Annotated in this window: 20 protein-coding genes; 13 read left to right on the plus strand and 7 right to left on the minus strand. The window is 73.7% G+C overall.

Going from position 1 to position 21,854, the window contains the following annotated elements:
- Window positions 1-53 precede the first annotated feature (53 nt).
- Window positions 54-2,798 carry a pyruvate dehydrogenase (acetyl-transferring), homodimeric type gene (aceE, locus tag EAD96_RS30375; protein ID WP_121686649.1) on the plus strand — a complete coding sequence of 915 codons (2,745 nt, stop codon included), beginning with the start codon at window positions 54-56 and terminating at the stop codon, window positions 2,796-2,798.
- 132 nt (window positions 2,799-2,930) lie between these two features.
- Here aceE and EAD96_RS30380 read toward each other — a convergent pair whose 3' ends face one another.
- Window positions 2,931-3,377 carry an SRPBCC domain-containing protein gene (locus EAD96_RS30380; protein ID WP_120568628.1) on the minus strand — a complete coding sequence of 149 codons (447 nt, stop codon included), beginning with the start codon at window positions 3,375-3,377 and terminating at the stop codon, window positions 2,931-2,933.
- 201 nt (window positions 3,378-3,578) lie between these two features.
- Here EAD96_RS30380 and EAD96_RS30385 point away from each other — a divergent pair, with 201 nt between their 5' ends.
- The 3 genes from EAD96_RS30385 to gltX are packed head-to-tail and all read left to right on the plus strand — an operon-like array spanning window position 3,579 to window position 7,625.
- A complete protein-coding gene (locus EAD96_RS30385) occupies window positions 3,579-4,892 on the plus strand; it encodes a GH1 family beta-glucosidase (RefSeq protein WP_121686650.1) in 1,314 nt (437 codons plus the stop codon).
- Window positions 4,889-6,166 (plus strand): MFS transporter, encoded by a 1,278-nt coding sequence (locus EAD96_RS30390; RefSeq protein ID WP_121686651.1) that lies wholly within the window; start codon window positions 4,889-4,891, stop codon window positions 6,164-6,166. The genes EAD96_RS30385 and EAD96_RS30390 overlap by 4 nt, the downstream gene beginning before the upstream one ends.
- A gap of 49 nt (window positions 6,167-6,215) precedes the next feature.
- Entirely contained in the window at window positions 6,216-7,625 is a 1,410-nt protein-coding gene (gltX, locus tag EAD96_RS30395) for a glutamate--tRNA ligase (RefSeq protein ID WP_121686652.1), read from the plus strand.
- 4 nt (window positions 7,626-7,629) lie between these two features.
- Here gltX and EAD96_RS30400 read toward each other — a convergent pair whose 3' ends face one another.
- A complete protein-coding gene (locus tag EAD96_RS30400) occupies window positions 7,630-8,232 on the minus strand; it encodes a copper resistance CopC family protein (RefSeq protein WP_121686653.1) in 603 nt (200 codons plus the stop codon).
- A gap of 191 nt (window positions 8,233-8,423) precedes the next feature.
- On the opposite strand from EAD96_RS30400, the gene EAD96_RS30405 reads away from it, so the two are divergent.
- Complete coding sequence (locus EAD96_RS30405; protein ID WP_120568623.1) at window positions 8,424-9,086, plus strand: hypothetical protein; 663 nt, start codon at window positions 8,424-8,426, stop codon at window positions 9,084-9,086.
- Between the two features lie 18 nt (window positions 9,087-9,104).
- On the opposite strand, the gene EAD96_RS30410 is transcribed toward EAD96_RS30405, so the two are convergent.
- A complete protein-coding gene (locus tag EAD96_RS30410) occupies window positions 9,105-9,437 on the minus strand; it encodes a hypothetical protein (protein ID WP_121686654.1) in 333 nt (110 codons plus the stop codon).
- 104 nt (window positions 9,438-9,541) lie between these two features.
- On the opposite strand from EAD96_RS30410, the gene EAD96_RS30415 reads away from it, so the two are divergent.
- The 5 genes from EAD96_RS30415 (at window position 9,542) to fabF (ending at window position 14,580) form a co-directional block, all read left to right on the plus strand.
- Window positions 9,542-10,816: a CdaR family transcriptional regulator gene (locus EAD96_RS30415; protein WP_305034171.1), complete on the plus strand. Its 1,275-nt coding sequence runs from the start codon at window positions 9,542-9,544 to the stop codon at window positions 10,814-10,816.
- Window positions 10,817-10,913: 97 nt separating this feature from the next.
- The gene (locus EAD96_RS30420) at window positions 10,914-12,083 is read left to right on the plus strand and encodes an acyltransferase domain-containing protein (RefSeq protein WP_121686655.1); all 1,170 of its coding nucleotides are present in this window, start codon (window positions 10,914-10,916) and stop codon (window positions 12,081-12,083) included.
- Complete coding sequence (locus tag EAD96_RS30425) at window positions 12,084-13,028, plus strand: beta-ketoacyl-ACP synthase III (RefSeq protein ID WP_120568620.1); 945 nt, start codon at window positions 12,084-12,086, stop codon at window positions 13,026-13,028. It begins immediately after the preceding gene.
- 83 nt (window positions 13,029-13,111) lie between these two features.
- On the plus strand, window positions 13,112-13,351 hold the full coding sequence (locus EAD96_RS30430) for an acyl carrier protein (RefSeq protein WP_007072348.1): 240 nt from the start codon (window positions 13,112-13,114) through the stop codon (window positions 13,349-13,351).
- Between the two features lie 2 nt (window positions 13,352-13,353).
- Entirely contained in the window at window positions 13,354-14,580 is a 1,227-nt protein-coding gene (gene fabF, locus EAD96_RS30435; protein WP_121686656.1) for a beta-ketoacyl-ACP synthase II, read from the plus strand.
- Window positions 14,581-14,634: 54 nt separating this feature from the next.
- Here the strand turns inward: fabF and EAD96_RS30440 are convergent, their stop codons facing one another.
- From EAD96_RS30440 to EAD96_RS30450, 3 genes are read right to left on the minus strand one after another with little or no spacing between them, the layout of a single operon-like run.
- The gene (locus tag EAD96_RS30440; protein WP_120568618.1) at window positions 14,635-14,856 is read right to left on the minus strand and encodes a hypothetical protein; all 222 of its coding nucleotides are present in this window, start codon (window positions 14,854-14,856) and stop codon (window positions 14,635-14,637) included.
- 50 nt (window positions 14,857-14,906) lie between these two features.
- Window positions 14,907-16,631, minus strand: a complete 1,725-nt coding sequence (locus tag EAD96_RS30445) for a glycoside hydrolase family 3 protein (protein ID WP_121686668.1) — start codon at window positions 16,629-16,631, stop codon at window positions 14,907-14,909.
- A 33-nt stretch (window positions 16,632-16,664) separates the two neighbouring features.
- A complete protein-coding gene (locus EAD96_RS30450; protein ID WP_013287841.1) occupies window positions 16,665-17,156 on the minus strand; it encodes a DUF3145 domain-containing protein in 492 nt (163 codons plus the stop codon).
- 329 nt (window positions 17,157-17,485) lie between these two features.
- Here EAD96_RS30450 and EAD96_RS30455 point away from each other — a divergent pair, with 329 nt between their 5' ends.
- Window positions 17,486-17,815: a hypothetical protein gene (locus tag EAD96_RS30455; protein WP_013287842.1), complete on the plus strand. Its 330-nt coding sequence runs from the start codon at window positions 17,486-17,488 to the stop codon at window positions 17,813-17,815.
- Between the two features lie 37 nt (window positions 17,816-17,852).
- On the opposite strand, the gene EAD96_RS30460 is transcribed toward EAD96_RS30455, so the two are convergent.
- A complete protein-coding gene (locus EAD96_RS30460) occupies window positions 17,853-18,482 on the minus strand; it encodes a carbonic anhydrase (RefSeq protein ID WP_120568616.1) in 630 nt (209 codons plus the stop codon).
- A 148-nt stretch (window positions 18,483-18,630) separates the two neighbouring features.
- Between EAD96_RS30460 and EAD96_RS30465 the strand changes: the two genes are divergently transcribed.
- Both EAD96_RS30465 and EAD96_RS30470 read left to right on the plus strand, forming a co-directional pair.
- Window positions 18,631-19,545, plus strand: a complete 915-nt coding sequence (locus tag EAD96_RS30465; RefSeq protein WP_121686657.1) for an alpha/beta fold hydrolase — start codon at window positions 18,631-18,633, stop codon at window positions 19,543-19,545.
- A 124-nt stretch (window positions 19,546-19,669) separates the two neighbouring features.
- Complete coding sequence (locus EAD96_RS30470) at window positions 19,670-21,787, plus strand: AAA family ATPase (protein ID WP_121686658.1); 2,118 nt, start codon at window positions 19,670-19,672, stop codon at window positions 21,785-21,787.
- The last annotated feature ends 67 nt before the right edge of the window (window positions 21,788-21,854 follow it).

A 21,854-nucleotide genomic window follows, 5' to 3' on the forward strand; every position in this document is an offset into this window, starting at 1 on the left:
AGGGGGCAGGATGGCGCTAGAGACCTATCCCACACGAAACCGAGGGAACGCCTGTGGCTACGGAACGCAAGCGCCCGGTGATCACCGCTGGTCTGCCGAGCCAGCTTCCGGACATCGACCCTGAAGAGACCAGCGAATGGGTCGAGTCGCTCGACGGTGTCATCGACGAGCGCGGGACAAAGCGAGCCCGGTACGTCATGCTGCGCCTGCTGGAGCGGGCCCGCGAGCGGCAGGTCGGGGTGCCGTCCCTGACCACCACCGACTACATCAACACGATCCCGCCGGAGCGCGAACCGTGGTTCCCGGGTGACGAGCACGTCGAGCGGCGGCTGCGGGCGTACATCAGGTGGAACGCCGCGATGCTGGTGCACCGGGCGCAGCGCCCGGAGATCGGCGTCGGTGGGCACATCTCCACGTTCGCCAGCTCGGCATCCCTCTACGAGGTGGGCTTCAACCACTTCTTCCGGGGCAAGAACCACCCGGGCGGCGGCGACCAGATCTTCTACCAGGGTCACGCCTCCCCCGGCATGTACGCGCGGGCGTTCCTGGAGGGCCGGCTCAGCGAGAGCCAGCTCGACGGCTTCCGGCAGGAGCTGTCGCACCCCGGCGGCGGGCTGCCGTCGTACCCGCACCCGCGGCTCATGCCGGACTTCTGGGAGTTCCCCACGGTCTCCATGGGTCTCGGGCCGCTGAACGCCATCTACCAGGCGCGGTTCAACCGCTACCTGCACCACCGGGGCATCAAGGACACCTCCCAGCAGCACGTCTGGGCGTTCCTGGGCGACGGTGAGATGGACGAGGTCGAGTCGCTCGGCGCGATCGGCGTGGCCGCCCGCGAGGAGCTGGACAACCTCACCTTCGTGATCAACTGCAACCTCCAGCGCCTGGACGGGCCGGTCCGCGGCAACGGCAAGGTCATGCAGGAGCTGGAGGCGTTCTTCCGGGGCGCCGGCTGGAACGTCATCAAGGTGGTCTGGGGCCGCGAGTGGGACCCGCTGCTCGCCGCGGACACCGACGGCGCGCTGGTCAACCTGATGAACACCACGCCCGACGGTGACTACCAGACCTACAAGGCGGAGTCCGGGGCGTACGTGCGGGAGCACTTCTTCGGCCGCGACCCGCGGACCCGCAAGATGGTCGAGGGTCTGACCGACGACGAGATCTGGAACCTCAAGCGGGGTGGCCACGACTACCGCAAGCTCTACGCGGCCTACAAGGCGGCCACGGAGCACACCGGCCAGCCCACGGTGATCCTCGCCAAGACGATCAAGGGCTGGACGCTCGGCTCGCACTTCGAGGGCCGCAACGCCACGCACCAGATGAAGAAGCTGACGCTGGAGGACCTGAAGCTCTTCCGCGACCGCCTCTACCTGGACATTCCGGACAAGCAGCTGGAGGAGAACCCGTACCTCCCGCCGTACTACACCCCGGGTGAGAAGTCGGACGAGATCACGTACCTGAAGGACCGGCGTCAGCAGCTCGGCGGCTACCTGCCGACGCGCAGCACCGCGCGCAGGACGCTGGCCATCCCGGGCACCGAGCGGTTCTCCGACGTCAAGCGCGGGTCGGGCAAGCAGAAGGTCGCCACCACGATGGCCTTCGTCCGCCTGCTCAAGGACATCATGAAGGACAAGGAGTTCGGCAAGCGCTGGGTGCCGATCATCCCGGACGAGGCCCGCACCTTCGGTATGGACTCGCTCTTCCCGACCCAGAAGATCTACTCGCCGCACGGCCAGCGCTACACCTCGGTGGACCGGGAGCTGTTCCTGTCCTACAAGGAGTCGACCACCGGCCAGATCCTGCACGAGGGGATCAACGAGGCCGGGTCGGTGGCCTCGTTCACGGCGGCGGGCACGGCGTACGCCACCCACGGCGAGCCGATGATCCCGCTGTACATCTTCTACTCGATGTTCGGCTTCCAGCGCACCGGCGACGGGTTCTGGGCGGCGGCGGACCAGATGGCGCGGGGCTTCGTGCTCGGCGCGACCGCCGGCCGGACCACGCTCAACGGTGAGGGCCTCCAGCACGAGGACGGCCACTCGCTGCTGCTCGCCGCCACCAACCCGGCGGTGGTCGCGTACGACGCGGCGTTCGCATACGAGCTGGCGCACATCGTGGAGAACGGCCTGCACCGGATGTACGGGGAGGCGCAGGAGAACATCTTCTACTACCTCACCGTCTACAACGAGCCGATCTTCCAGCCGGCCGAGCCGGAGGGGGTGGACGTCGAGGGCATCGTCAACGGCATCTACCGCTACTCCCCCGCGCCGCAGGTCGGCGACGACGCGCCGAAGGCGAACATCCTCGCCTCCGGCACCGGCATGCAGTGGGCGCTCAAGGCCCAGCAGCTGCTCGCCGAGGACTGGGGCGTCTCCGCCGACGTGTGGTCGGTGACGTCCTGGACGGAGCTGCGCCGCGACGCGGTCCAGTGCGAGGAGCACAACCTGCTCAACCCGGGCGAGGAGCCGCGGGTGCCGTACATCGCGCGGAAGCTGGCCGACGCCGACGGGCCGAAGGTCGCGGTCAGCGACTGGATGCGCGCGGTACCGGACCTGATCGCCCGCTGGGTACCCGGCGACTACACCTCGCTCGGCACGGACGGCTTCGGCATGTCGGACACCCGGCACGCGCTGCGCCGCCACTTCCACGTGGACGCCGAGTCGGTCGCGGTCGCGACGCTGCGCCAGCTCGCGCTGCGCGGCGTGGTGCCGGCCCACGTGCCGGCCGACGCCGCCCGCAAGTACGCGCTGGACGACGTCAACGCCGCCCCGGTCGGCGAGACCGGCGGCGACAGCTAGTACCCGTCACGCGAGAAGGGCCCGGCGCCAGGCGCGCCGGGCCCTTCTCGTCCCCCGATGCGACGACGGCCCGGCGTCCCTGGCGGGAACGCCGGGCCGTCACCATCGCGGGCGACGCCGGGACGGGCTCGGTCAGCCGACGGCGGCCAGGTCGGTCAGCCGGGCCAGCGAGTCCTCCAGGTCGGCGCCGACCCGGCGCAGGCCGAGCCGGAGCAGGGCCGCCTTGACGGGTCCGGCGGGCCACCGCACGACGATCAGGCGTACGACGGTGCCGCCGTCCTCCTCGTCCGGGGTCAGCTGGACGTAGATCTCGGTGCGTGCCTCGGCGCGGGCGCCGGCGCCCTTCGCGCGTTCGCGCCAGCCGATCAGGGTCGGTTCCTGGAAGGCGATCACCTCGGCCTCGTGCGCGGCACCGCGTCCAGCCTGGACGAGTTGCCGCCGCCCGAATCCCTCCCCGGACAGGACCTCGGCCGCGCGGACTCCCGCCAGCCAGGCCGGCAGCTGCTCGGCGCGCTGCACGACATCCCAGACCACATCCACCGGCGCCGCCACGTGCGCGCTTCGTTCCACGAGGATCATGAGTATCTTTCCCCCACTTAAATCACATCCGCGATATTCGGCACTCTATGTGTAAATCGGACTTAAGCGGACGGGTTCGGAAAAGACACGCCGAACCGCCTTGCGCTACCCAGTCATCTCGGCCTATGGCGCAGCGGTCCGCGGAGCCCTAGAGTCGCGAGCACGCTTCACGTTCTGGAGGGTGACTTGACGACCGCGCCGATGCCCGAGTTCCCCGCCGGCTTCCGCTGGGGGGTCTCCACCTCCGCGTACCAGATCGAGGGTGCGACCACAGTCGACGGCCGTGGCCCGTCCATCTGGGACACGTTCGCCCACGACCCGGGCCGGATCGCCGACGGCAGCACCGGCGACCAGGCGTGCGACCACTACCACAGGTACGCCGAGGACACCGCGCTGCTGGCCGGGCTGGGGGTGTCCGCGTACCGGTTCTCGATCGCCTGGCCCCGGATCCAGCCGGCCGGAACCGGCCCGGCCAACGCCGCCGGGCTGGACTTCTACGACCGGCTGGTGGACGGCCTGCTCGACGCCGGCGTGGACCCGGTCGCCACGCTGTTCCATTGGGACCTGCCGCAGGCGCTGGAGGACGCCGGCGGCTGGCTGAACCGGGACACCGCCGCCCGCTTCGCCGAGTACGCCGACCTGACCGCGGCCCGCCTCGGCGACCGGGTGAAGCTCTGGATCACGCTCAACGAGCCGTTCATCCACATGAGCCTCGGCCACGGCACGGGCGAGCACGCGCCCGCCCGCACGCTGCTGTTCGACGCCTTTCCGGTGGCCCACCACCAGCTCCTCGGGCACGGCCTCGCGGTCGCCGCGCTGCGCGCCCGCACCACGTCCCCGGTGGCGATCGCCAACAACTACTCCCCGGTGCGCCTGGCCGGCGAAACCGACGCGGACCGGGCCGCCGCCGCGGCGTACGACGCGCTGCACAACCGGCTGTTCACCGAGCCGCTGCTCGGACGCGGCTACCCGGACGCGCTCGGCCCCGAACCGGGCGTGGTGCGCGACGGCGACCTGGACGTCATCGCCGCGCCGATCGACGTCCTGGGCGTCAACTACTACAACCCGACGGGCATCCGGGCGCCGGAGGCGGACTCGCCGCTGCCGTTCGAGATCGTGCCGCTGGACGGCTACCCGCGCACCGCGTTCGACTGGCCGGTGGCCCCGGACGGGCTGCGGGAACTGCTGCTCCAGCTGCACGAGCGGTACGGCGGCGCGCTGCCGCCGATCCAGGTCACCGAGAGCGGCTGCGCGTACGACGACGCGCCGGACGCCGACGGCCGGGTGCACGACCCGGAGCGGATCGCGTACCTGGACGGGCACGTCCGCGCGGTGCACCAGGCGATGGCCGAGGGCGTGCCGGTCACCGGGTACTTCGTCTGGTCGCTGCTGGACAACTGGGAGTGGGCCGAGGGCTTCACCAAGCGGTTCGGCCTGGTGCACGTCGACTTCGACACGCAGCGGCGCACGCCGAAGTCGTCGTACACATGGTTCCGGGATCTGGTCCGGCGATGACCACCGTCAACCCGACGCCGGCCTCGCTGCCGGCGGCGCTCGCCGAGCCGACCGTCCCGGTGCGGCGCGGCTGGATCGCGCTGATCTTCGCGGCCAACCTGGGCGTCTGGATGGCGTTCTTCACCCCGATCCAGGTGCTGCTGCCGCAGCAGGTGGAACGGATCGCCCCGGCCGACAAGGAGGCCATGCTGGCGGTGGTCACCGGCATCGGCGCGCTCGCCGCGGTGCTGGCGAACCCGCTCGCCGGGGCGCTGTCCGACCGCACCTCGCTGCGGCTGGCCAACCGGCACTTCGGCCGCCGGCACGTGTGGACCGCGCTCGGTGCGGTGGTCGGCGCGCTCGCCCTGGTGCTGCTGGCCCGGCAGAACACCATCGCCGGGGTGGCGGTGGCCTGGGTGGCCGCGCAGGTCTGCTTCAACGCGATGCTCGCCAGCCTCACCGCCGCCATCCCGGACCGGGTGCCGGTGGCGCAGCGCGGCGGCGTGTCCGGCTGGGTGGGCATCCCGCAGGCGCTGGGCCTGGTGCTCGGCGCGGTGCTGGTCACCGCCGTGGTCACCGGCAACACCGCCGGCTACGCCGCGATCGCGCTCGCCGTGCTGCTGCTGTCGCTGCCGTTCGCGCTGCTGACCCAGGACGACCACCTGCCCCGGGAGCACCGCTCCCCACTGCGGCTGCGCTCGCTGTTCGCCTCGATGTGGATCAGCCCGCGCCGCCACCCCGACTTCGCCTGGGCATGGTTCACCCGGTTCCTGGTGCAGACCGGCAACGCGCTGGGCACGCTCTACCTGCTCTACTTCCTCACCGACGGGGTGCGGGTGGCCGACCCCGAGGGCTCCCTGCTGGTGCTGATCCTGCTCTACACGGTCGGCATGATGCTCACCGCCGTGGTGGCCGGACGGATGTCCGACCGCTCCGGCCGGCGCAAGGTCTTCGTGATCGCCTCCGGGCTGATCATGGCGGTGGCGGCGGTGCTGCTCGCGGTGGCGCCGACCTGGCCCATGGCGATCGTCGCGGCGCTGCTGCTCGGCGCCGGGTACGGCGTCTACCTGTCGGTGGACGCCGCGCTGATCACCCAGGTGCTGCCCGCGGCCACCGACCGGGCCAAGGACCTCGGCGTGATCAACATCGCCAACTCGGCGCCGCAGGTGCTCGGGCCGGCGCTGTCCGCGCCGATCGTCGTGCACCTCGGCGGCTACCCGACGCTGTACGCGGTCACCGCGGCGGTCACCCTGCTCGGCAGCGCCCTGGTCGTGAAGATCAAGTCGGTGCCCTGACCCGGCCCCCTGCCGGAAACCCGTCGCGGTCCGCCGTAGGCTGGGGGGCGTGACGGTACGTGTACGCTTCGCCCCTTCCCCGACCGGTATGTTCCACGTCGGCGGCGCCCGCTCGGCGCTGCAGAACTGGATCTTCGCCAAGCAGCAGGGCGGGGTGTTCGTGCTGCGCATCGAGGACACCGACGCGGCACGTAACCGGCCCGAGTGGACCGAGGGCATCCTCTCCGCGCTCGACTGGATCGGCATCGCCCGGGGCAGCTACGAGGGTCCGTACTTCCAGTCCTCGTACGCGGGCGAGCACCGGGCCGCCGCGCAGCGGCTGTACGAGGGCGGCCGGGCCTACTACTGCGACTGCACCCGCGAGGACGTGCAGGCGCGTACCGGCCCGCAGCAGCGCGGCTACGACGGCTTCTGCCGCGACCGCGGCCTGGAGCCGGGTGAGGGCCGCGCACTGCGCTTCCGTACGCCGGACGAGGGCGAGACCGTGGTGGTCGACCTGGTGCGCGGCGAGCCGACGTTCGAGAACAAGCTGATCGAGGACTTCGTCATCGCCCGCGGTGACGGCTCCCCGGTGTTCCTGCTGGCGAACGTGGTCGACGACATGTCGATGGGGATCACCCACGTGATCCGCGCCGAGGAGCACCTGCCGAACACCCCGAAGCAGCAGCTGCTGTGGGACGCACTGGGCGTCAAGCCGCCGGTCTGGGCGCACGTGCCGGTGGTGGTGAACGAGAAGCGGCAGAAGCTGTCCAAGCGGCGGGACAAGGTCGCGCTGGAGGCGTACCGGGACGAGGGCTACCTCGCCGACGCGATGCGCAACTACCTGATGCTGCTGGGCTGGGCTCCGTCGGGCGACCGGGAGATCGTGCCCTGGTCGGTGATCGAGGAGGAGTTCCGGCTGGACGAGGTCAACCCGTCCCCGGCGTTCTTCGACGAGAGGAAGCTGCGCGCGTTCAACGGCGACTACATCCGGGCCCTGCCGGTGGCGGACTTCGTCGAGGCGTGCCGGCCGTGGCTCACCGGCACCGGGACCATCGTCCCGCCGCCGTGGCAGCCCGACGAGTTCGACCCGGCCGCGTTCGCGGCGGTGGCCCCGCTGGCGCAGACCCGGATCGCGGTGCTCAGCGAGATCGTGCCGAACGTCGACTTCCTGTTCCTGGCCGACCCGCTGATCGACGAGGCGGCCTGGGCGAAGGCGATGAAGGAGGGCGCCGCCGACCTGCTGGACGCCGCGATCGCCGCGTTCGAGGCGCTGGAGTCCTGGGACGCCGAGTCGCTCAAGGCCACGCTGGAGGCGGTCGGCGCGGAGCGCGGGCTGAAGCTGGGCAAGGCGCAGGCGCCGGTACGCGTCGCGGTCACCGGGCGCACCGTCGGCCTGCCGCTGTTCGAGTCGCTGGAGGTGCTCGGCCGCGACCGTACGCTGACCCGGCTGCGCGCCGCCCGCGTACGCCTGGTCTGAGCGGTCAGCGGCGGGCGGCCCGGCGGCGCAGCAGCAGTCCGCCGCCGAGCGCGGCCAGCACCACCACGGCCCCGGCCGCCCACAGCCAGCCCGTACCCCCGTCGTCGTCCGCCCCGACGGCGGCCGGGGTCGGGCTCGGCGCCGCGCTGGTGGGCAGAGCGGTGGAAGGCGCGGGGGCGGCGCTGGTGGGCGGTGCGCTCGCCGACGGCGACTCCGCCGGGGTGCCGGTGGTCAGCGTGAACCGGATCTCCCCCTTGACCGGATGGCCGTCGTCGGAGGCCAGCCGGTAGGTCACGATGTAGAGGCCGGCCGCGCCCGGCCGGAACGGCACCGTCACGCGCTTGCCGGCGAAGGTCGGCGCGCCGCCGGTCGCGGCCACGTTGTCCGGGCCGGTGACGGTGACCTCGGTGGTGTCCTCCTTCGGCGTGGCGAGGAACCGCAGCTCGATCCGCTCCGGTGCGGCGGCCAGCCGGGCCCCGTCGCGCGGATCGCTGCCGGTCAGCGAGTTGTGCGCGGCGGCCGGCGTGGCCGGCAGCAGCGCGGACGCCGCGACCACCCCGAGCACCACCGCCCAGGTACGCGCCACACGGGCGACCCTGCCCCCCATGGTTCCCTCCGTCCGGGTAGGATCCGGCCGATGATCATCGACCGTTCATTGGTCGGTCTCAGCTCGCAGATAGTTCCAAATACTCTTCCACCAGCTGCAACCGAGCGCCGTTCTGCGGAGTCTTGTGGTGGACACCGGTCCAGTGTGACCTGCAGCGGAAGCCAGCCATCGAACGGGGCGAGGAGGCGGCGATGATCCGAAGGGTGAGACGGCTGCTGGTCGCCGTGACCGGGGGCGTGGCGGCCCTGGCGTGCGCGCTGGCCCTGACCGGCACGGCGGCGGCCCAGGCGGCGCCCAAGCCGAAGCCGGCACCGACCGGCGTCGACATCAGCGGTGAGCGGCTGGACGCGCCGCTGAAGCTGCGCACCGACACCAGCCCCAACGAGGTCAACCTGGTGATCGACCAGGTCAGGTGGCTGGGCACGACCGGCCAGCTGCGCGGCCCGGCCGCGAAGGATCTCGGTCCGAAGTACACGGTGGTGGTGCTCGCCGCCGCCGGTCCGCAGCGCACCTACGACCTGTTCCCGCTGGCCAAGGGCGGTCCCCGGATCTACCGGCCGGGCAAGCAGCCGGACCTGAGCAGCACCCGGGCCGGCTGGTTCTTCGGGCGGCTCAACATGCCCGAGACGCTGCGCTCGGTCGGCGTGCCGATGCCGGCCCAGTTCGACACGCTCGCCGGCGGCATCGGCGGCGGCGAGCGGGTGCTTCCGGAGGAGGCGCTCGACCCGGTGCAGAACATCGACACCGCGCTCGGCGAACTCCAGCGGCTGCTGCTGCTCAACGTGGGCATCGTGCTGGTCATCACCGCCGGGCTGGCCGGCATCGCGCTGCTGGTCCGCCGCCGCACCCGCTGAGCCGCGTCAGGCGGCGCGTCAGCACCAGCGGCGCGGCGGGCGCTCCCGGCGGACGGTGCGGTTGCGCGGGCGTACCGCGCCGTGACGGTGGGCGCCCGCCCAGCCCGCCAGACCGCTGCGGCAACTCCGGTCGACCGGTTCCTCGTCGGCCGGGTGCGCCGGCTCCGCCGCCGCCCGCTGCCGGGGCACACCCGGCTCGTCCTCGGCGCGCTCCGGCACCCGGCCGGCCGGCTGCTCGCCCTGCTGGTTCAGGCACGGCCGGCGCGGGTGTGTGGCAGTCGCCGGCTGGTCGTGGCCGCGCCGGCAGGCCTCACCCTGGGCGCAACCGTGCTCGGCCTCCCCCTGCGCCATCCCGGCCCCCCTCACGCGTCGCCCTCGCCCGCCCGGCCGGAGTCTGGCCCGGCGTGCCCTGACACCGTACTGGCCCGCCCGAACAAGATCGTCAGCGCGTACCGGTGGAGATCGTCGCGCGGCGGCGACCGCGTCACCTCGAAGTGGATCCGCTGGTCACGCCGTGTCAGGCTGGTGCGGTGAGCGAACCGGGCGGAACGGAGACGTCGGCGACGCTGCGCCGCATCGAACGGGCGGCGGGCGGGCTGGCCACCGCCAGCGTGGCCCGGATGGACGAGACGCTGCCGTGGTTCCGTGAGCTGCCCGCCGACCAGCGCTCCTGGGTCATGCTCGTCGCCCAGGCCGGCGTGCGCTCGCTGGTGCAGTGGCTGCGCCAGGGCGGCGGCGCGACCGACCGCACCCAGGAGGTGTCGGACGAGGTCTTCGCCGCCGCGCCGCAGGCGCTGGCCCGCTCGATCAGCCTCCAGCAGACGGTGGCGCTGATCAAGGTGACCATCGACGTGGTCGAGGAGCAGGTGTCGGAGCTGGCCGTGCCGGGCGAGGAGCAGTCGCTGCGCGAGGCGGTGCTGCGCTTCTCCCGGGAGATCGCGTTCGCCGCCGCGCGGGTCTACGCCCGGGCCGCCGAGAGCCGCGGCTCCTGGGACGCCCGGTTGCAGGCGCTGCTGGTCGACGCGCTGCTGCGGGGCGACTCCCCGGACGTGCTGGCCAGCCGGGCCGCCGCGCTGGGCTGGACGGACGCGCCGCCGGTGGCGGTGGCGGTGGGCCGCTCCCCCGGTGGCGAGGTGGCCGCCGTGCTGCACACCGTCTACCGGCAGGCCCGGCGCATCGGCGTCGAGGTGATCGGCGGCGTGCACGGCGACCGCCTGGTCATCGTGCTGGGCGGGGCGGCCGATCCGGTGGCGGCCACGGAGAAGCTGCGTACCGCCTTCGGCGAGGGACCGGTGGTGGTCGGCCCCGCGGTGCCCAGCCTGGACGAGGCCACCGAGTCGGCGCGGGCGGCACTGGCCGGGTTCCGGGCCGCGCCGGCCTGGCCGACCGCGCCGTGCCCGGTCGCCGCCGACGAGCTGCTCCCGGAACGCGCGCTGGCCGGCGACACCGAGGCCCGCCGCCGGTTGCGCCACGACGTGTACGCGGCACTGGCCCGCTCCGGCGGCGAGCTGCTGGAGACGCTCGACGCGTTCTTCGCCGCCGGCGGCACGCTGGAGAGCGCGGCGCGGGCGCTGTTCGTGCACCCGAACACCGTGCGCTACCGGCTGAAGCGGATCGCCGAGGTGACCGGCTTCTCGCCGCTGGCCCCCCGCGACGCGTTCGCGTTGCAGGTCGCGCTGACGGTGGGACGCCTCGACCCGGTGGTCCCGACGGCCTCCGACCGGCGATGACCGACGACGATCTTTGTAGGTTTCCTCTAAAGGTTCTAGTGCGGTTTCGTGCCGTACGTTACAGCGCGGCACGCCGGTATCCGTCAGAGTCGTACACGTGCTCGCCGTACTCTCTCCCGGACAGGGTTCCCAGAAGCCCGGCTTCCTCGCGCCGTGGCTCGACCTCCCCGGCGCCGAGGCGCGTCTGCGCTGGTGGTCGGCGCTGGCCGGGGTGGATCTGATCCACCTGGGCACCCGGGCGGACGCGGACGAGATCAAGGACACCGCCCGTACCCAGCCGCTGCTGGTCGCCGCCGCGCTGCTCGCCGCCGAGCACCTGCCCATGCACGACGTCGGGCTGGTGGCCGGGCACAGCGTCGGTGAGCTGGGCGCCGCCGCGCTGGCCGGGGTGCTGCCGGCCGAGTCCGCCGTGACGCTCGCCGGCGTACGCGGGCGGGAGATGGCCGCCGCCTGCGCGCTGGAGCCGACCGGGATGGCCGCCGTGCTCGGCGGTGACCCGGACGAGGTGATCGCCGCGCTCACGGCGCACGGGCTGCACCCGGCCAACCGCAACGGGGCCGGTCAGATCGTGGCCGCCGGCGCGGTCGACGCGCTGGACAAGCTGGCCGCCGAGCCGCCGGCCCGGACCCGGGTCATCCGGCTCCAGGTGGCGGGCGCGTTCCACACGCCGTACATGGCGCCCGCCGAGACCGCCCTCGCCGCGGTGACCGCCGGTGTCCCGGCCTCCGCCCCGGCCCGGATCCTGCTGTCCAACCTCGACGGCACGTCGGCCGGGCACGGCCCGGAGACGGTACGGCGGCTGGTCCGGCAGGTGACCGCGCCGGTCCGCTGGGACCTGTGCATGCGGACGCTGGCCGACCTCGGCGTCACCGGCGTGATCGAGTTGCCGCCGGCCGGCACCCTCGCCGGGCTGGTCAAGCGGGAGCTCAAGGGCGAGGGCGCACCCGAGATCGTCACCCTGAACACCCCGGCCGACCTGCCCGCCGCGCGCCGCCTGATCGCCCGGCACGGCGGCCCCGCCGCCCGCCCGGCCGCGCCGTCGTTCCGGGTGGTCGTCTCCCCCGCCGCCGGCCGCCTCGACCGGTCCGCCGCACCGGCCGAGGGCGCCGAGGTACGCGCCGGACAGGTCCTCGGCCACGTCGCCACCGGCCGAGGGCCGGTCGAGGTGACCGCGCACGACAACGGGCCGCTCGTCGAGTGGCTCGCACACCACGACGACCCGGTCGCACCGGGCCAGCCCCTCGTCCGCATCGGAGGAACGCACTAAATGGCCGGCAGCCGGATCGTCGCGATGGGGCACTACCAGCCCTCCCGCGTCGTCACGAACGACGAGATCGCCCAGATGGTCGACACGAACGACGAGTGGATCCGGGACCGGGTCGGCATCGTCACCCGGCGGATCGCGGGCGACGAGACGGTGGCCGACATGGCCACCGCCGCCGCCGGCAAGGCGCTCGCCAACTCCGGCCTCACCGCCGCCGACATCGACCTGGTCGTGGTGGCCACCTGCTCGTCGGTGGACCGCAGCCCCAACGTGGCCTGCCGGGTCGCGGCCAAGCTGGGCATCAACGCGCCCGGGGCCTTCGACCTCAACACCGCCTGCTCCGGTTTCGCGTACGCGCTGGGCACCGTGGACCACGCGATCCGGGCCGGCGCGGCGCGCAACGCGATCGTCGTCGGCGCGGAGAAGCTCTCCGACTTCACCGACTGGACCGACCGCTCGACCTGCATCATCTTCGCCGACGGCGCCGGGGCGGCGGTGGTCACCGCGACCGCCGACGACGAGCCGGCCGGAATCGGGCCGGTGGTCTGGGGTTCCGCGCCGGAGAAGAGCGACGCGGTCCGGATCGAGGGCTGGCAGCCGTACATCACCCAGGAGGGGCAGTCGGTGTTCCGCTGGGCCACCACCGCGATCGCCCCGCTCGCGCTGCAGGCCTGCGAGCGCGCCGGGGTGGACCCGTCGGAGCTGGCCGCGTTCGTGCCGCACCAGGCCAACGCCCGGATCATCGACGGCATCGCCAAGCGGCTGAACATCCCGGACGCGATCATCGCCAAGGACATCGTCGAGTCCGGCAACACGTCGGCGGCGAGCATCCCGCTGGCCCTGTCGAAGCTGGTCGAGCGGCGCGAGGTGCCCTCGGGCGCCCCGGTGCTGCTGTTCGGCTTCGGCGGCGGCCTGACCTACGCCGGTCAGGTCGTGCGCTGCCCCTGAGACCCCCTCGGGCGCGAACGCGCCGAGGTGTGTGACCGGCGACGCCGGTGACACAAGACCCCCGATGAGAGGAACCAACCGCAATGACCCGTGACGAGATCACCGCCGGCCTCGCCGAGATCCTCGAAGAGGTTGCCGGGGTGAACCCGGACGACGTGGCCGAGGGGAAGTCCTTCACCGACGACCTCGACGTCGACTCGCTCTCCATGGTCGAGGTCGTGGTGGCGGCCGAGGAGAAGTTCGGCGTCAAGATCCCGGACAACGAGGTGCAGAACCTCAAGACCGTCGGGGACGCGGTCAGCTACATCGAGGCGCAGTCCTGATCATGAGTCGTCCCGACGTCGTCGTCACCGGGCTCGGCGCGACGACCCCGCTCGGCGGGGACGTCGCGTCGACCTGGGACGCCATGCTCGCCGGCCGCTCCGGGGTGAGTGCGCTCACCCAGGAGTGGGCCGCGCAACTGCCCGTCCGGATCGCCGCCGAACTGGCGGTCGACCCGTCCGAGGTGCTGGACCGGGTGAAGCTGCGCCGGCTGGACCGCTCGGAGGCGATCGCCATCATCGCCGCCAAGCAGGCGTGGGCCGACGCCGGTCTGGACGAGGCCGGGCCGGACCCGGAGCGGCTGGCGGTCAGCGTCGGCTCGGGCATCGGCGGCGCCACCACCCTGCTCGCCCAGGACGACATCCTGGAGGCCTCCGGACCGCGGCGCGTCTCCCCGCACACCATCCCGATGCTGATGCCGAACGGCCCGGCCGCCTGGGTCGGCCTGGAGCTGGGCGCCAAGGCCGGCGTGCACACTGTGGCCAGCGCCTGCGCGACCGGCGCGGAGGCGATCGCGCTGGGACTGGACATCATCCGCGCCGGCCGGGCCGACGTGGTGGTGGCCGGCGGCACCGAGGCGGTCATCCACCCGCTGCCGATCGCCGGCTTCAGCTCGATGCGGGCCATGTCGACCCGCAACGACGAGCCGGAGCGGGCCTCCCGGCCGTGGGACTCCGGCCGCGACGGCTTCGTGCTCGGTGAGGGCGCGGGCGTGGTGATCCTGGAGCGCGCCGACCACGCCGCCGCCCGGGGCGCCCGGGTGTACGCGCGCCTGGCCGGCGCGGGGATCACCTCGGACGCGTACGACATCGTGCAGCCGCACGCCGAGGGTGAGGGCGCCATCCGCGCCATCGCCCGGGCGGTCGCCGACGCGGACGTGGCCCGTACCGACATCGTGCACGTCAACGCGCACGCCACCTCCACCCCGGTCGGGGACATGCTGGAGATCGGCGCGCTGCGTCAGGCGGTCGGCGACCACCCGGTGCTCACCGCCACGAAGTCGATGACCGGGCACCTGCTCGGCGCGGCCGGCGCGCTGGAGTCGATCGCCACCATCCTGGCCATCCGGGACGGCGTGATCCCGCCGACGATCAACCTGGACGACCCGGACGAGGGCCTGACCCTGGACGTGGCCGCGCACAAGGCGCGTCACATGGAGATCCCGGCGGCGCTGAACAACGCGTTCGGCTTCGGCGGGCACAACGTGGCGCTGGTCTTCACCCGCCCCTGAGCGGACGCGCGGAAGGGCTCCTTCTCGAACGGAGAAGGGGCCCTTCCGCGCGTCTCAGCCGCGGTTGCGGGGGTGCTGCCGGGCGGTCCGCTCGTTGCCCCGCCGGTAGTTGCCGGTCCACCGGGCCATGGCCAGCTGCGGGTCGTCCTCGACCTCGGCCAGGAACTGCGCGGCCCGGCCGCCGCGCAACGTGGCGGCGACCCGGCCGTGATGCGTGACGACCACCGTGCCGTCGGCGCGCTCGACGTAGCGGAAACCCTGTGCTGCCTCTCCCATGCGCGCCACCCTGCCAGCTCGCCGCCCCGGGCCGCACCCGAGTTACGGCGTCAGGTGCGGCAGGTGGTGGCCGGCAGGCCGGAGACCGGCACCGGGGAGCGCCCGACCGGGCGGGCCTTGCCGGCGAGCACCGCCGCGAGCCCGGTCATCGACGCGCGGGTGGACGAGTAGGTCGCCATCAGCGTCGGGGACTTCGCCCCGGACAGCACGTACGGCGTGTCCATGGCCACCGTCACGGCGGCGTCGGCGCGCAGGTCCTTCGCGCCGTCGCCGTACCCGACCAGGTGCACCACTGTGCCGCCGGAGGGCACCACCTTGACCCCGGCCTTGGTGAGCGCATCGGTCAGCAGCTTGCGGGTGCGCTCCCGGCCGCCGGAGGAGGTGACGCTCACCGGCCCGCTCATCGCACCGCCGCACTTGCCGCGCAGCACCGTCACGGCGGCGGTGGCCAGGTCGTCGGCGGCCTTGCGGTGTGCGGCGCCGTCGAGCGTGGACAGCGCGGGCGCGTCCCGCCCGGCCAGCCGGAACTTCATGGTCAGCACCCGGGTGACCGCCTCGACCAGCCGGGCGCGGGGCAGCGAACCGTCCTTGAGCGCGGCGAGCAGCCCGTCGTACGCCTGCTTGACGTTCGGGGTCATCAGGATGAGGTCGTTGCCGGCGTTGAGCGCGCGCACCGCGGCCTCGCCCGGCGACCACTTCTTCGCCGGGGCCATGTTCATCCCGTCGGTGATCACCACACCCTGGAAGCCCATCTGGCCGCGCAGCACGTCGGTGAGCAGCTTGCGGGAGAACGTCGCGGGGGTGCCCGGGTCGACGGCCCTGACGTCCAGGTGCGCCGACATCACCGCCATGGCCCCGGCCCCGATCCCGGCCCGGAACGGCGGGAACGCGAGGCGGTCCAGCTCGGCGCGGGACTGCTTGATCACCGGCAGTTCGGTGTGCGAGTCCTCGGCACTCAGGCCGTGCCCGGGGAAGTGCTTGACCGCGGCGCCGACACCCTCCGCCTGAAGGCCGCGTACCGCGCCGGCCACCTGCGGGGACGCGGTCGCCGGGTCGGCGCCGAAGGAGCGGGAGCCGATCACGGTGCTGCGGGCCGCCAGCACGTCGGCGACCGGGGCGAAGTCGAGGTTGATGCCCATCGCGGCCAGCTCGGCCCCGGCGGCCCGCCAGGCGGCCTCGGTCAGCGCCGGGTTACCGGCGGCGCCGGCGGCGAGCGGGCTGGGCAGCAGCGTCACCCCGTCGGTGATCCGGGTGACCACGCCGTACTCCTGGTCGGTGCCGATCAGGAAGGGCGCGGCGCCGGCGGGCAGCTTGCCGGCGGCGGCGCGCAGCCCGTCGGTGAGCGCACGGACCTGCTTCGGGTTGTCCACGTTCGTGGTGGCCTGGTTGCCCGAGGTGGGGTCGTCGGCGCTGAAGCCGACCAGGATCACGCCGCCGAGCCGATACTTCGCCACCATCTCGGCGGGGGTGTCGACCCCGGCGAGCCCCCGGTTCCCGGCCGCCGACGCGGCCGACACCTCGGTGGCCGAGCTGCCGTACGCGTACGGCATCAGCACCTGCCCGACCAGGTCCTCGTCGCTCAGCGTGCCGACGAGCGCGGCCGCCCGGGCGGCCGGATCGGCGGCCGGCGACTCACTCGGCGCGGGCGCGGCCGACGGCGGCGCCGGGCTCGTCGGCGCAGGCCGGGGCCGGTCCGGCCCGTCCGAGCACCCGGAGACGAGCAGCGCGGTCAGTGCGGCGAGCGCGACGGCGGAGCGCCGCGGGGAAATCGACACGCGGCCCACCGTATCGGGGCAACTCGGCCCCCGTCACCCGACCCGGGTGAGCAGCGTCACCGGCGCGCCGTCTCCGGCGTACCGGTAGGGCTCCAGCTCGGCGTCCCAGGCGGTGCCGAGCGCCTTGTCCAGGGCGTGGGCCAGTGCCTCCGGGCTGCGTGCGGCGGCCATCAGGCTGCGGAGCCGGTCCTCGCCGAGCTGGATGTCGCCGGCCGCGCCGACCGCGGCGCGGAACAGGCCGCGGCCCGGTACGTACATGAAGCGCTCGCCGTCGACGCCGGGACTGGGTTCCTCGGTGACCTCGAAACGGATCATGGGCCACTGCCGGAGGGCAGCGGCCAGCTCCGCGCCGGTCCCCGGGCTGCCGGTCCAGCCGCACTCGGCGCGACGGGCGCCCGGATCGGCGGGCTGCGCCGTCCAGTGCAGGTTGACCGGCGCGGCGAGGACGCGCGCGATCGCCCACTCGACGTGCGAGCACACGGCGAGCGGGGTCGAGTGGACGTATACGACGCCACGCGTTGGCACGGTGACCTCCCGGTGAGCCGAGGTGCGTCTTCCCCTACGACCTCGTCGTACCGAGTGGTACCTGGCACACATGATGACCCGTGTGACTGGTGGTGCGCCAGCGAATCGGAAAATTCGCCGGTCCGCCGGGGCGGGAAATACCCGGGTGGTGGACCCGGTTATGCCCTCTGACGCCGCGACGACCAGCCAGGTGTCGCGGTCGTGTACAGTTCTCTGGGCGGTTCTCTGTGCCGCCGTACATCTTCGCGGGCCGGCGCCCACCCGGGCGTCACTCGCACAGCCCCCGGACGGCCTTCCGTCCCCACCGTACGTCTGCAAGGAGTACCTCCGTGGCGAGCAACACCTCTAAGACCGCGCGCGCGTCCGTCCGGGCCGGCCAGGCTGGCCAGGGTGGCGCCCTCAGCGTGCTGGGCGAGTTCAAGTACCTGATCCCGCTCAACGGCGGCAAGCACGCCTACGTGCGCAACCTGACCAACGGCAAGACCGCGCACCTGCGCACCGACTCCGACGCCTTCGTCGAGGAGATCCGGGTGCTGGCCGCCGCCGGCCACGCCGCCAAGATCCGCGCCGAGATCAACGGCCTGGCCGCGTCCTACCCGGACCACGGCTGGGACGCCACCGAGAAGCGCCTGGTCGAGGCCGGCGTCTTCGAGGGCTGAGCACCCTCGCCCGCACCACCGCGACCGCCCGCCGGGATCACCCCGGCGGGCGGTTTCGCGTCTCCTCCCGCGGCAGCAGCGTGACCTCGCCCGTGGCCAGGTCGTAGAGCGCGCCCTCCACCGCCAGCTCGCCGGCCTCCACCGGCCCGGCCAGGCGGTCGTCGGCGCGCAACGCGGCCACGGTGCGCCGGACGTGGCGGCGGATCGCCAACGGGTGCGCGTCCGGGTCGTCCACTCCGACGTCGGTGACCGCCGGGGCGATCCGGTCCACCACGTACGCCAGGTCCCCGCCGGGGCGCCGCCCGGTGCGCAGCGCCTCGACCGTCGAGCCGACCGCGCCGCAGCGCTCGTGACCCAGCACCATCACCAGACGTACGCCGAGCTGCTCCACCACGTACTCGATCGAGCCCCGCACGGCCCGGTCCAGCACGTGCCCGCCGGTGCGGATCACGCAGATCGAACCGAACGTCTGGTCGAAGATCGCCTCCAACGGCACGCGGGAGTCGATGCAGCCCAGCACCACCGCGTACGGCTGCTGGTCGCCGGAGGCCACCGCCGCGGCGGCGGTGACGTCGTGCCCGTGCACCGGCTGCCCGCTGACGAAGCGCCGGTTGCCGGCGAGCAGCTCGGCCAGCGCGGCGCGGGGAGTGCGGGCGGTGGACGGCATGTCTCCCAGCCTGGTCACCGATCCGACGCCGTGGGGCCGGACCGGAATCTTCTCTCCGGGCCGGTTGCCGTGGTCTCATGGCGGGTAACGCCGGTGTCACCGCCGGGTCATCCGGTGGACACACACCGGTGGGCCCGGGAGGTGGACGATGCCGGACCTGGAACTGCGGCTCCCCGACGACGTACGCCTGCACGTCAGCGTCACCGGGCCGGTCGACGCCGAGGTCACCGCCGTCCTGCTGCACGGCTGGACGCTGGACGGGCGCAGCTGGCACCGCCAGGTCGCGGAGCTGCGGGAGCGCTTCGGCGGCCGGGTCCGGGTGGTCACCTACGACGCGCGCGGGCACGGCCGGTCGAGCTGCCTGGCGCTGCGCGACGCCACCCTCGCACAGCTCGGCGACGACCTGGCGGCGGTGGTCGACGAGATCGTCCCGGCCGGTCCGGTCGTCCTGGTCGGGCACTCGATGGGCGGCATGACCGTGATGGAGTACGCCCACCGCCACCCCGACCGGTTCGCCGCGCGTACCGCCGGACTGGTCTTCGTCTCCACCACCGCCGAGGGGCACACGCACACCGCGTACGGTCTCTCCCCCCGGATCACCCGGCTGATCCGCCTGGCCGAGACCACCGGCGCCGGGGTGCTGGCCCGCTGCGGCGGCTGGCGGCCCCCGCACGCCCTGCTGCGCGCGCTGCGCCCGAGCATTCGCTGGATGCTGTTCGGCGACCGCTGCGACCCGGCGGACATCCGGCTGGTCACCTCGGCGGTGGCCCGGGCCACGCTGCGCTCGATCGGCGGTTTCCGCGCCTCGATCGGCGCCCAGCACCGGCTGGAGACACTCGCCGCGCTCGGCGGGCTGCCGGCCGCCGCGCTGGTCGGGGACCGGGACCGGCTCACCCCGCCGCCCTGCGCCGAGTCGATCGCGGCGGCGCTGCCCACCACGGAGCTGACCGTCTGCCCGGGCGCCGGGCACATGCTCATGATGGAGCGCCCCGACGCGGTGAACGCCGCCCTCTCCGGCGTGCTGGACCGGGTGCTGGCGGCCCGTCCCGCGACCCGCCTCTGAGCGTTCCCCACCTCCGGGCGGCACCGACGTACGCCACGTGCGCGGCATGCCCCGGCGTGCCGGTTGCCGGCGGCCCGTACCCTCATTCAGCCCGTCGTGCCCTCCGAACACAGGAGCATCCGCGTTGACCGACCAGACCACGCTGGACCGGGAGATCGCCGCCGAGCAGCGCCACCTCGACCGGGTGTACGCCCGGCTGGCCGAACTGCGCCGGTCCGCGGCGGAGGCCGAGCGGGAGGGCTACCGGCTGGCCCGGGTCGGCAACTTCGGCGCGCTGGTCGAGCGGGACGCGATGGTCTTCCACGCCGCCCAGCGCCGGCACGTGCTGGACGCCGAGCACGAGGGACTGGTGTTCGGCCGGCTGGACCTGCGGACCGGGCAGGTGCTGCACGTCGGCCGCCTCGGTGTGCGGGGCGTGGACGCGGAGACGCTGGTGGTGGACTGGCGGGCACCCGCCGCCGCCGCGTTCTACCAGGCCACGCCCGCCGAGCCGCGCGGCGTGGTGCGCCGGCGCACGATCCAGTCCGCCTCGGAGAAGGTCACCCGGATCGAGGACGACCTGCTGGACCCGGAGGCCGCGCCGCCGGACATGGCGGTGGTCGGTGACGGGGCGCTGCTGGCCACGCTGTCCCGGGCCACCGGCCGGGGCATGCGGGACATCGTCGCCACCATCCAGCGCGAGCAGGACGAGGCGATCCGCTCCCCCGGCAACGGCGTCACGATCGTCTCCGGCGGCCCGGGCACCGGCAAGACGGCGGTGGCACTACACCGGGCCGCATACCTGCTCTACTCCGACCGGGCGCGGTACGCCGGCGGCGGCATCCTGGTGGTCGGCCCGTCCGGCGTGTTCGTCGAGTACATCGCCTCGGTGCTGCCCTCGCTGGGCGAGGAGACCGCCACGCTGCACTCGCTCGGCTCGCTGTTCCCCGGCCTGTCCGCGTCCCGGACCGACCCGCCGGACGTGGCGGCGGTGAAGGGATCGCTGCGGATGCGCCGGGTGCTGGAACGCGCGGTACGCGACGCGGTGCCGGACTCCCCCGCCGAGCTGCGCCTGCTCTACCGGGGCGAGCTGCTGCGCCTGGAGCGCCCCGCGCTGGACGCGATCCGGGACCGGACGCTGGCCCGGGGCGCGCGCCGCAACGAGGTGCGCCGGGCGGCGTTCGACGCGGTGCTCGCCGCGCTCTACGCGCAGGCCCGCACGCTGCGTGTGGGCCGGTTGCCGGAGCAGCCCGCGTTCGAGGACGAGATCATCGAGCGGCCGGAGTTCCGCGAGTTCCTCAAGGCGTGGTGGCCCCGGCTGCACCCGCGGCACGTGCTGGACTGGCTGGCCCGCCCGGACCGGCTGCGCCGCTACGCCGGGGGGATCCTGTCCTCGGCGGAGATCCGGTTGCTCGGCGACGCGTACCGGAGCCTCGCGACCGAGGGGCTGACGGTGGCCGACATCGCGCTGCTGGACGAGTTGGACGCGCTGCTCGGCAAGCCGGTGCAGCGGGCCCGGCCCAAGCGCGACCCGTACCAGCTCGCCGGTGGCGTGCGCGAGCTGAGCACGTACGCCGACCGGCAGCGTGCCGCCCGCGCGGCGGCGCGGGAGCGTCCGGACGACTACCGCGACTACGCGCACGTGGTGGTGGACGAGTCGCAGGACGTCTCGCCGATGCAGTGGCGGATGGTCGGCCGGCGCGGGCGGCTGGCGTCCTGGACCGTGGTCGGCGACCCGGCGCAGACCGCCTGGACCGGCGACCCGCAGGAGCTGGACCGGGCCCGTGACCAGGCGCTGGGCCGGCGCAAGCGGCACCGCTACGAGCTGACCACCAACTACCGCAACTCGGCGGAGATCTTCGCGGTGGCGGCGGCGGAGATCCGCCGCCTCTACCCGGACCTGCCGCTGCCCGCCGCGGTCCGGTCCACGGGTGTGCCGCCGGTCGAGCGCACGGTGCCCGCCGCCGACCTGCCGGCGGCCACCGTCGAGGCGGCCGAGGCGCTGCTCGCGCAGGTGGAGGGCACCGTCGGCGTGATCACGCCGGTGCCGCGCCGGGACGAGGTGGCGGGCTGGCTGGGCGGGCTCGGCGCGGGCCGCCTCCAGGTCGTCACCAGCCTTCAGGCCAAGGGCATGGAGTACGACGGCGTGGTGCTGGTGGCGCCGGGTGAGATCCGGGCCGATCCCGGCTCGGGCGTCCGCACGCTCTACGTGGCGCTGTCCCGGGCGACCCAGCGCCTCACCACGCTCGACCCGGTGGGGTGACCGGCCCCGCCGCCACCCACAGTTCACTTGCATACATAGCGATGTGAACATACATTGGGCCGGGCCG

The sequence above is a fragment of the Micromonospora sp. BL1 genome (assembly GCF_003667485.1).
Lineage (GTDB): Bacteria > Actinomycetota > Actinomycetes > Mycobacteriales > Micromonosporaceae > Micromonospora > Micromonospora tulbaghiae.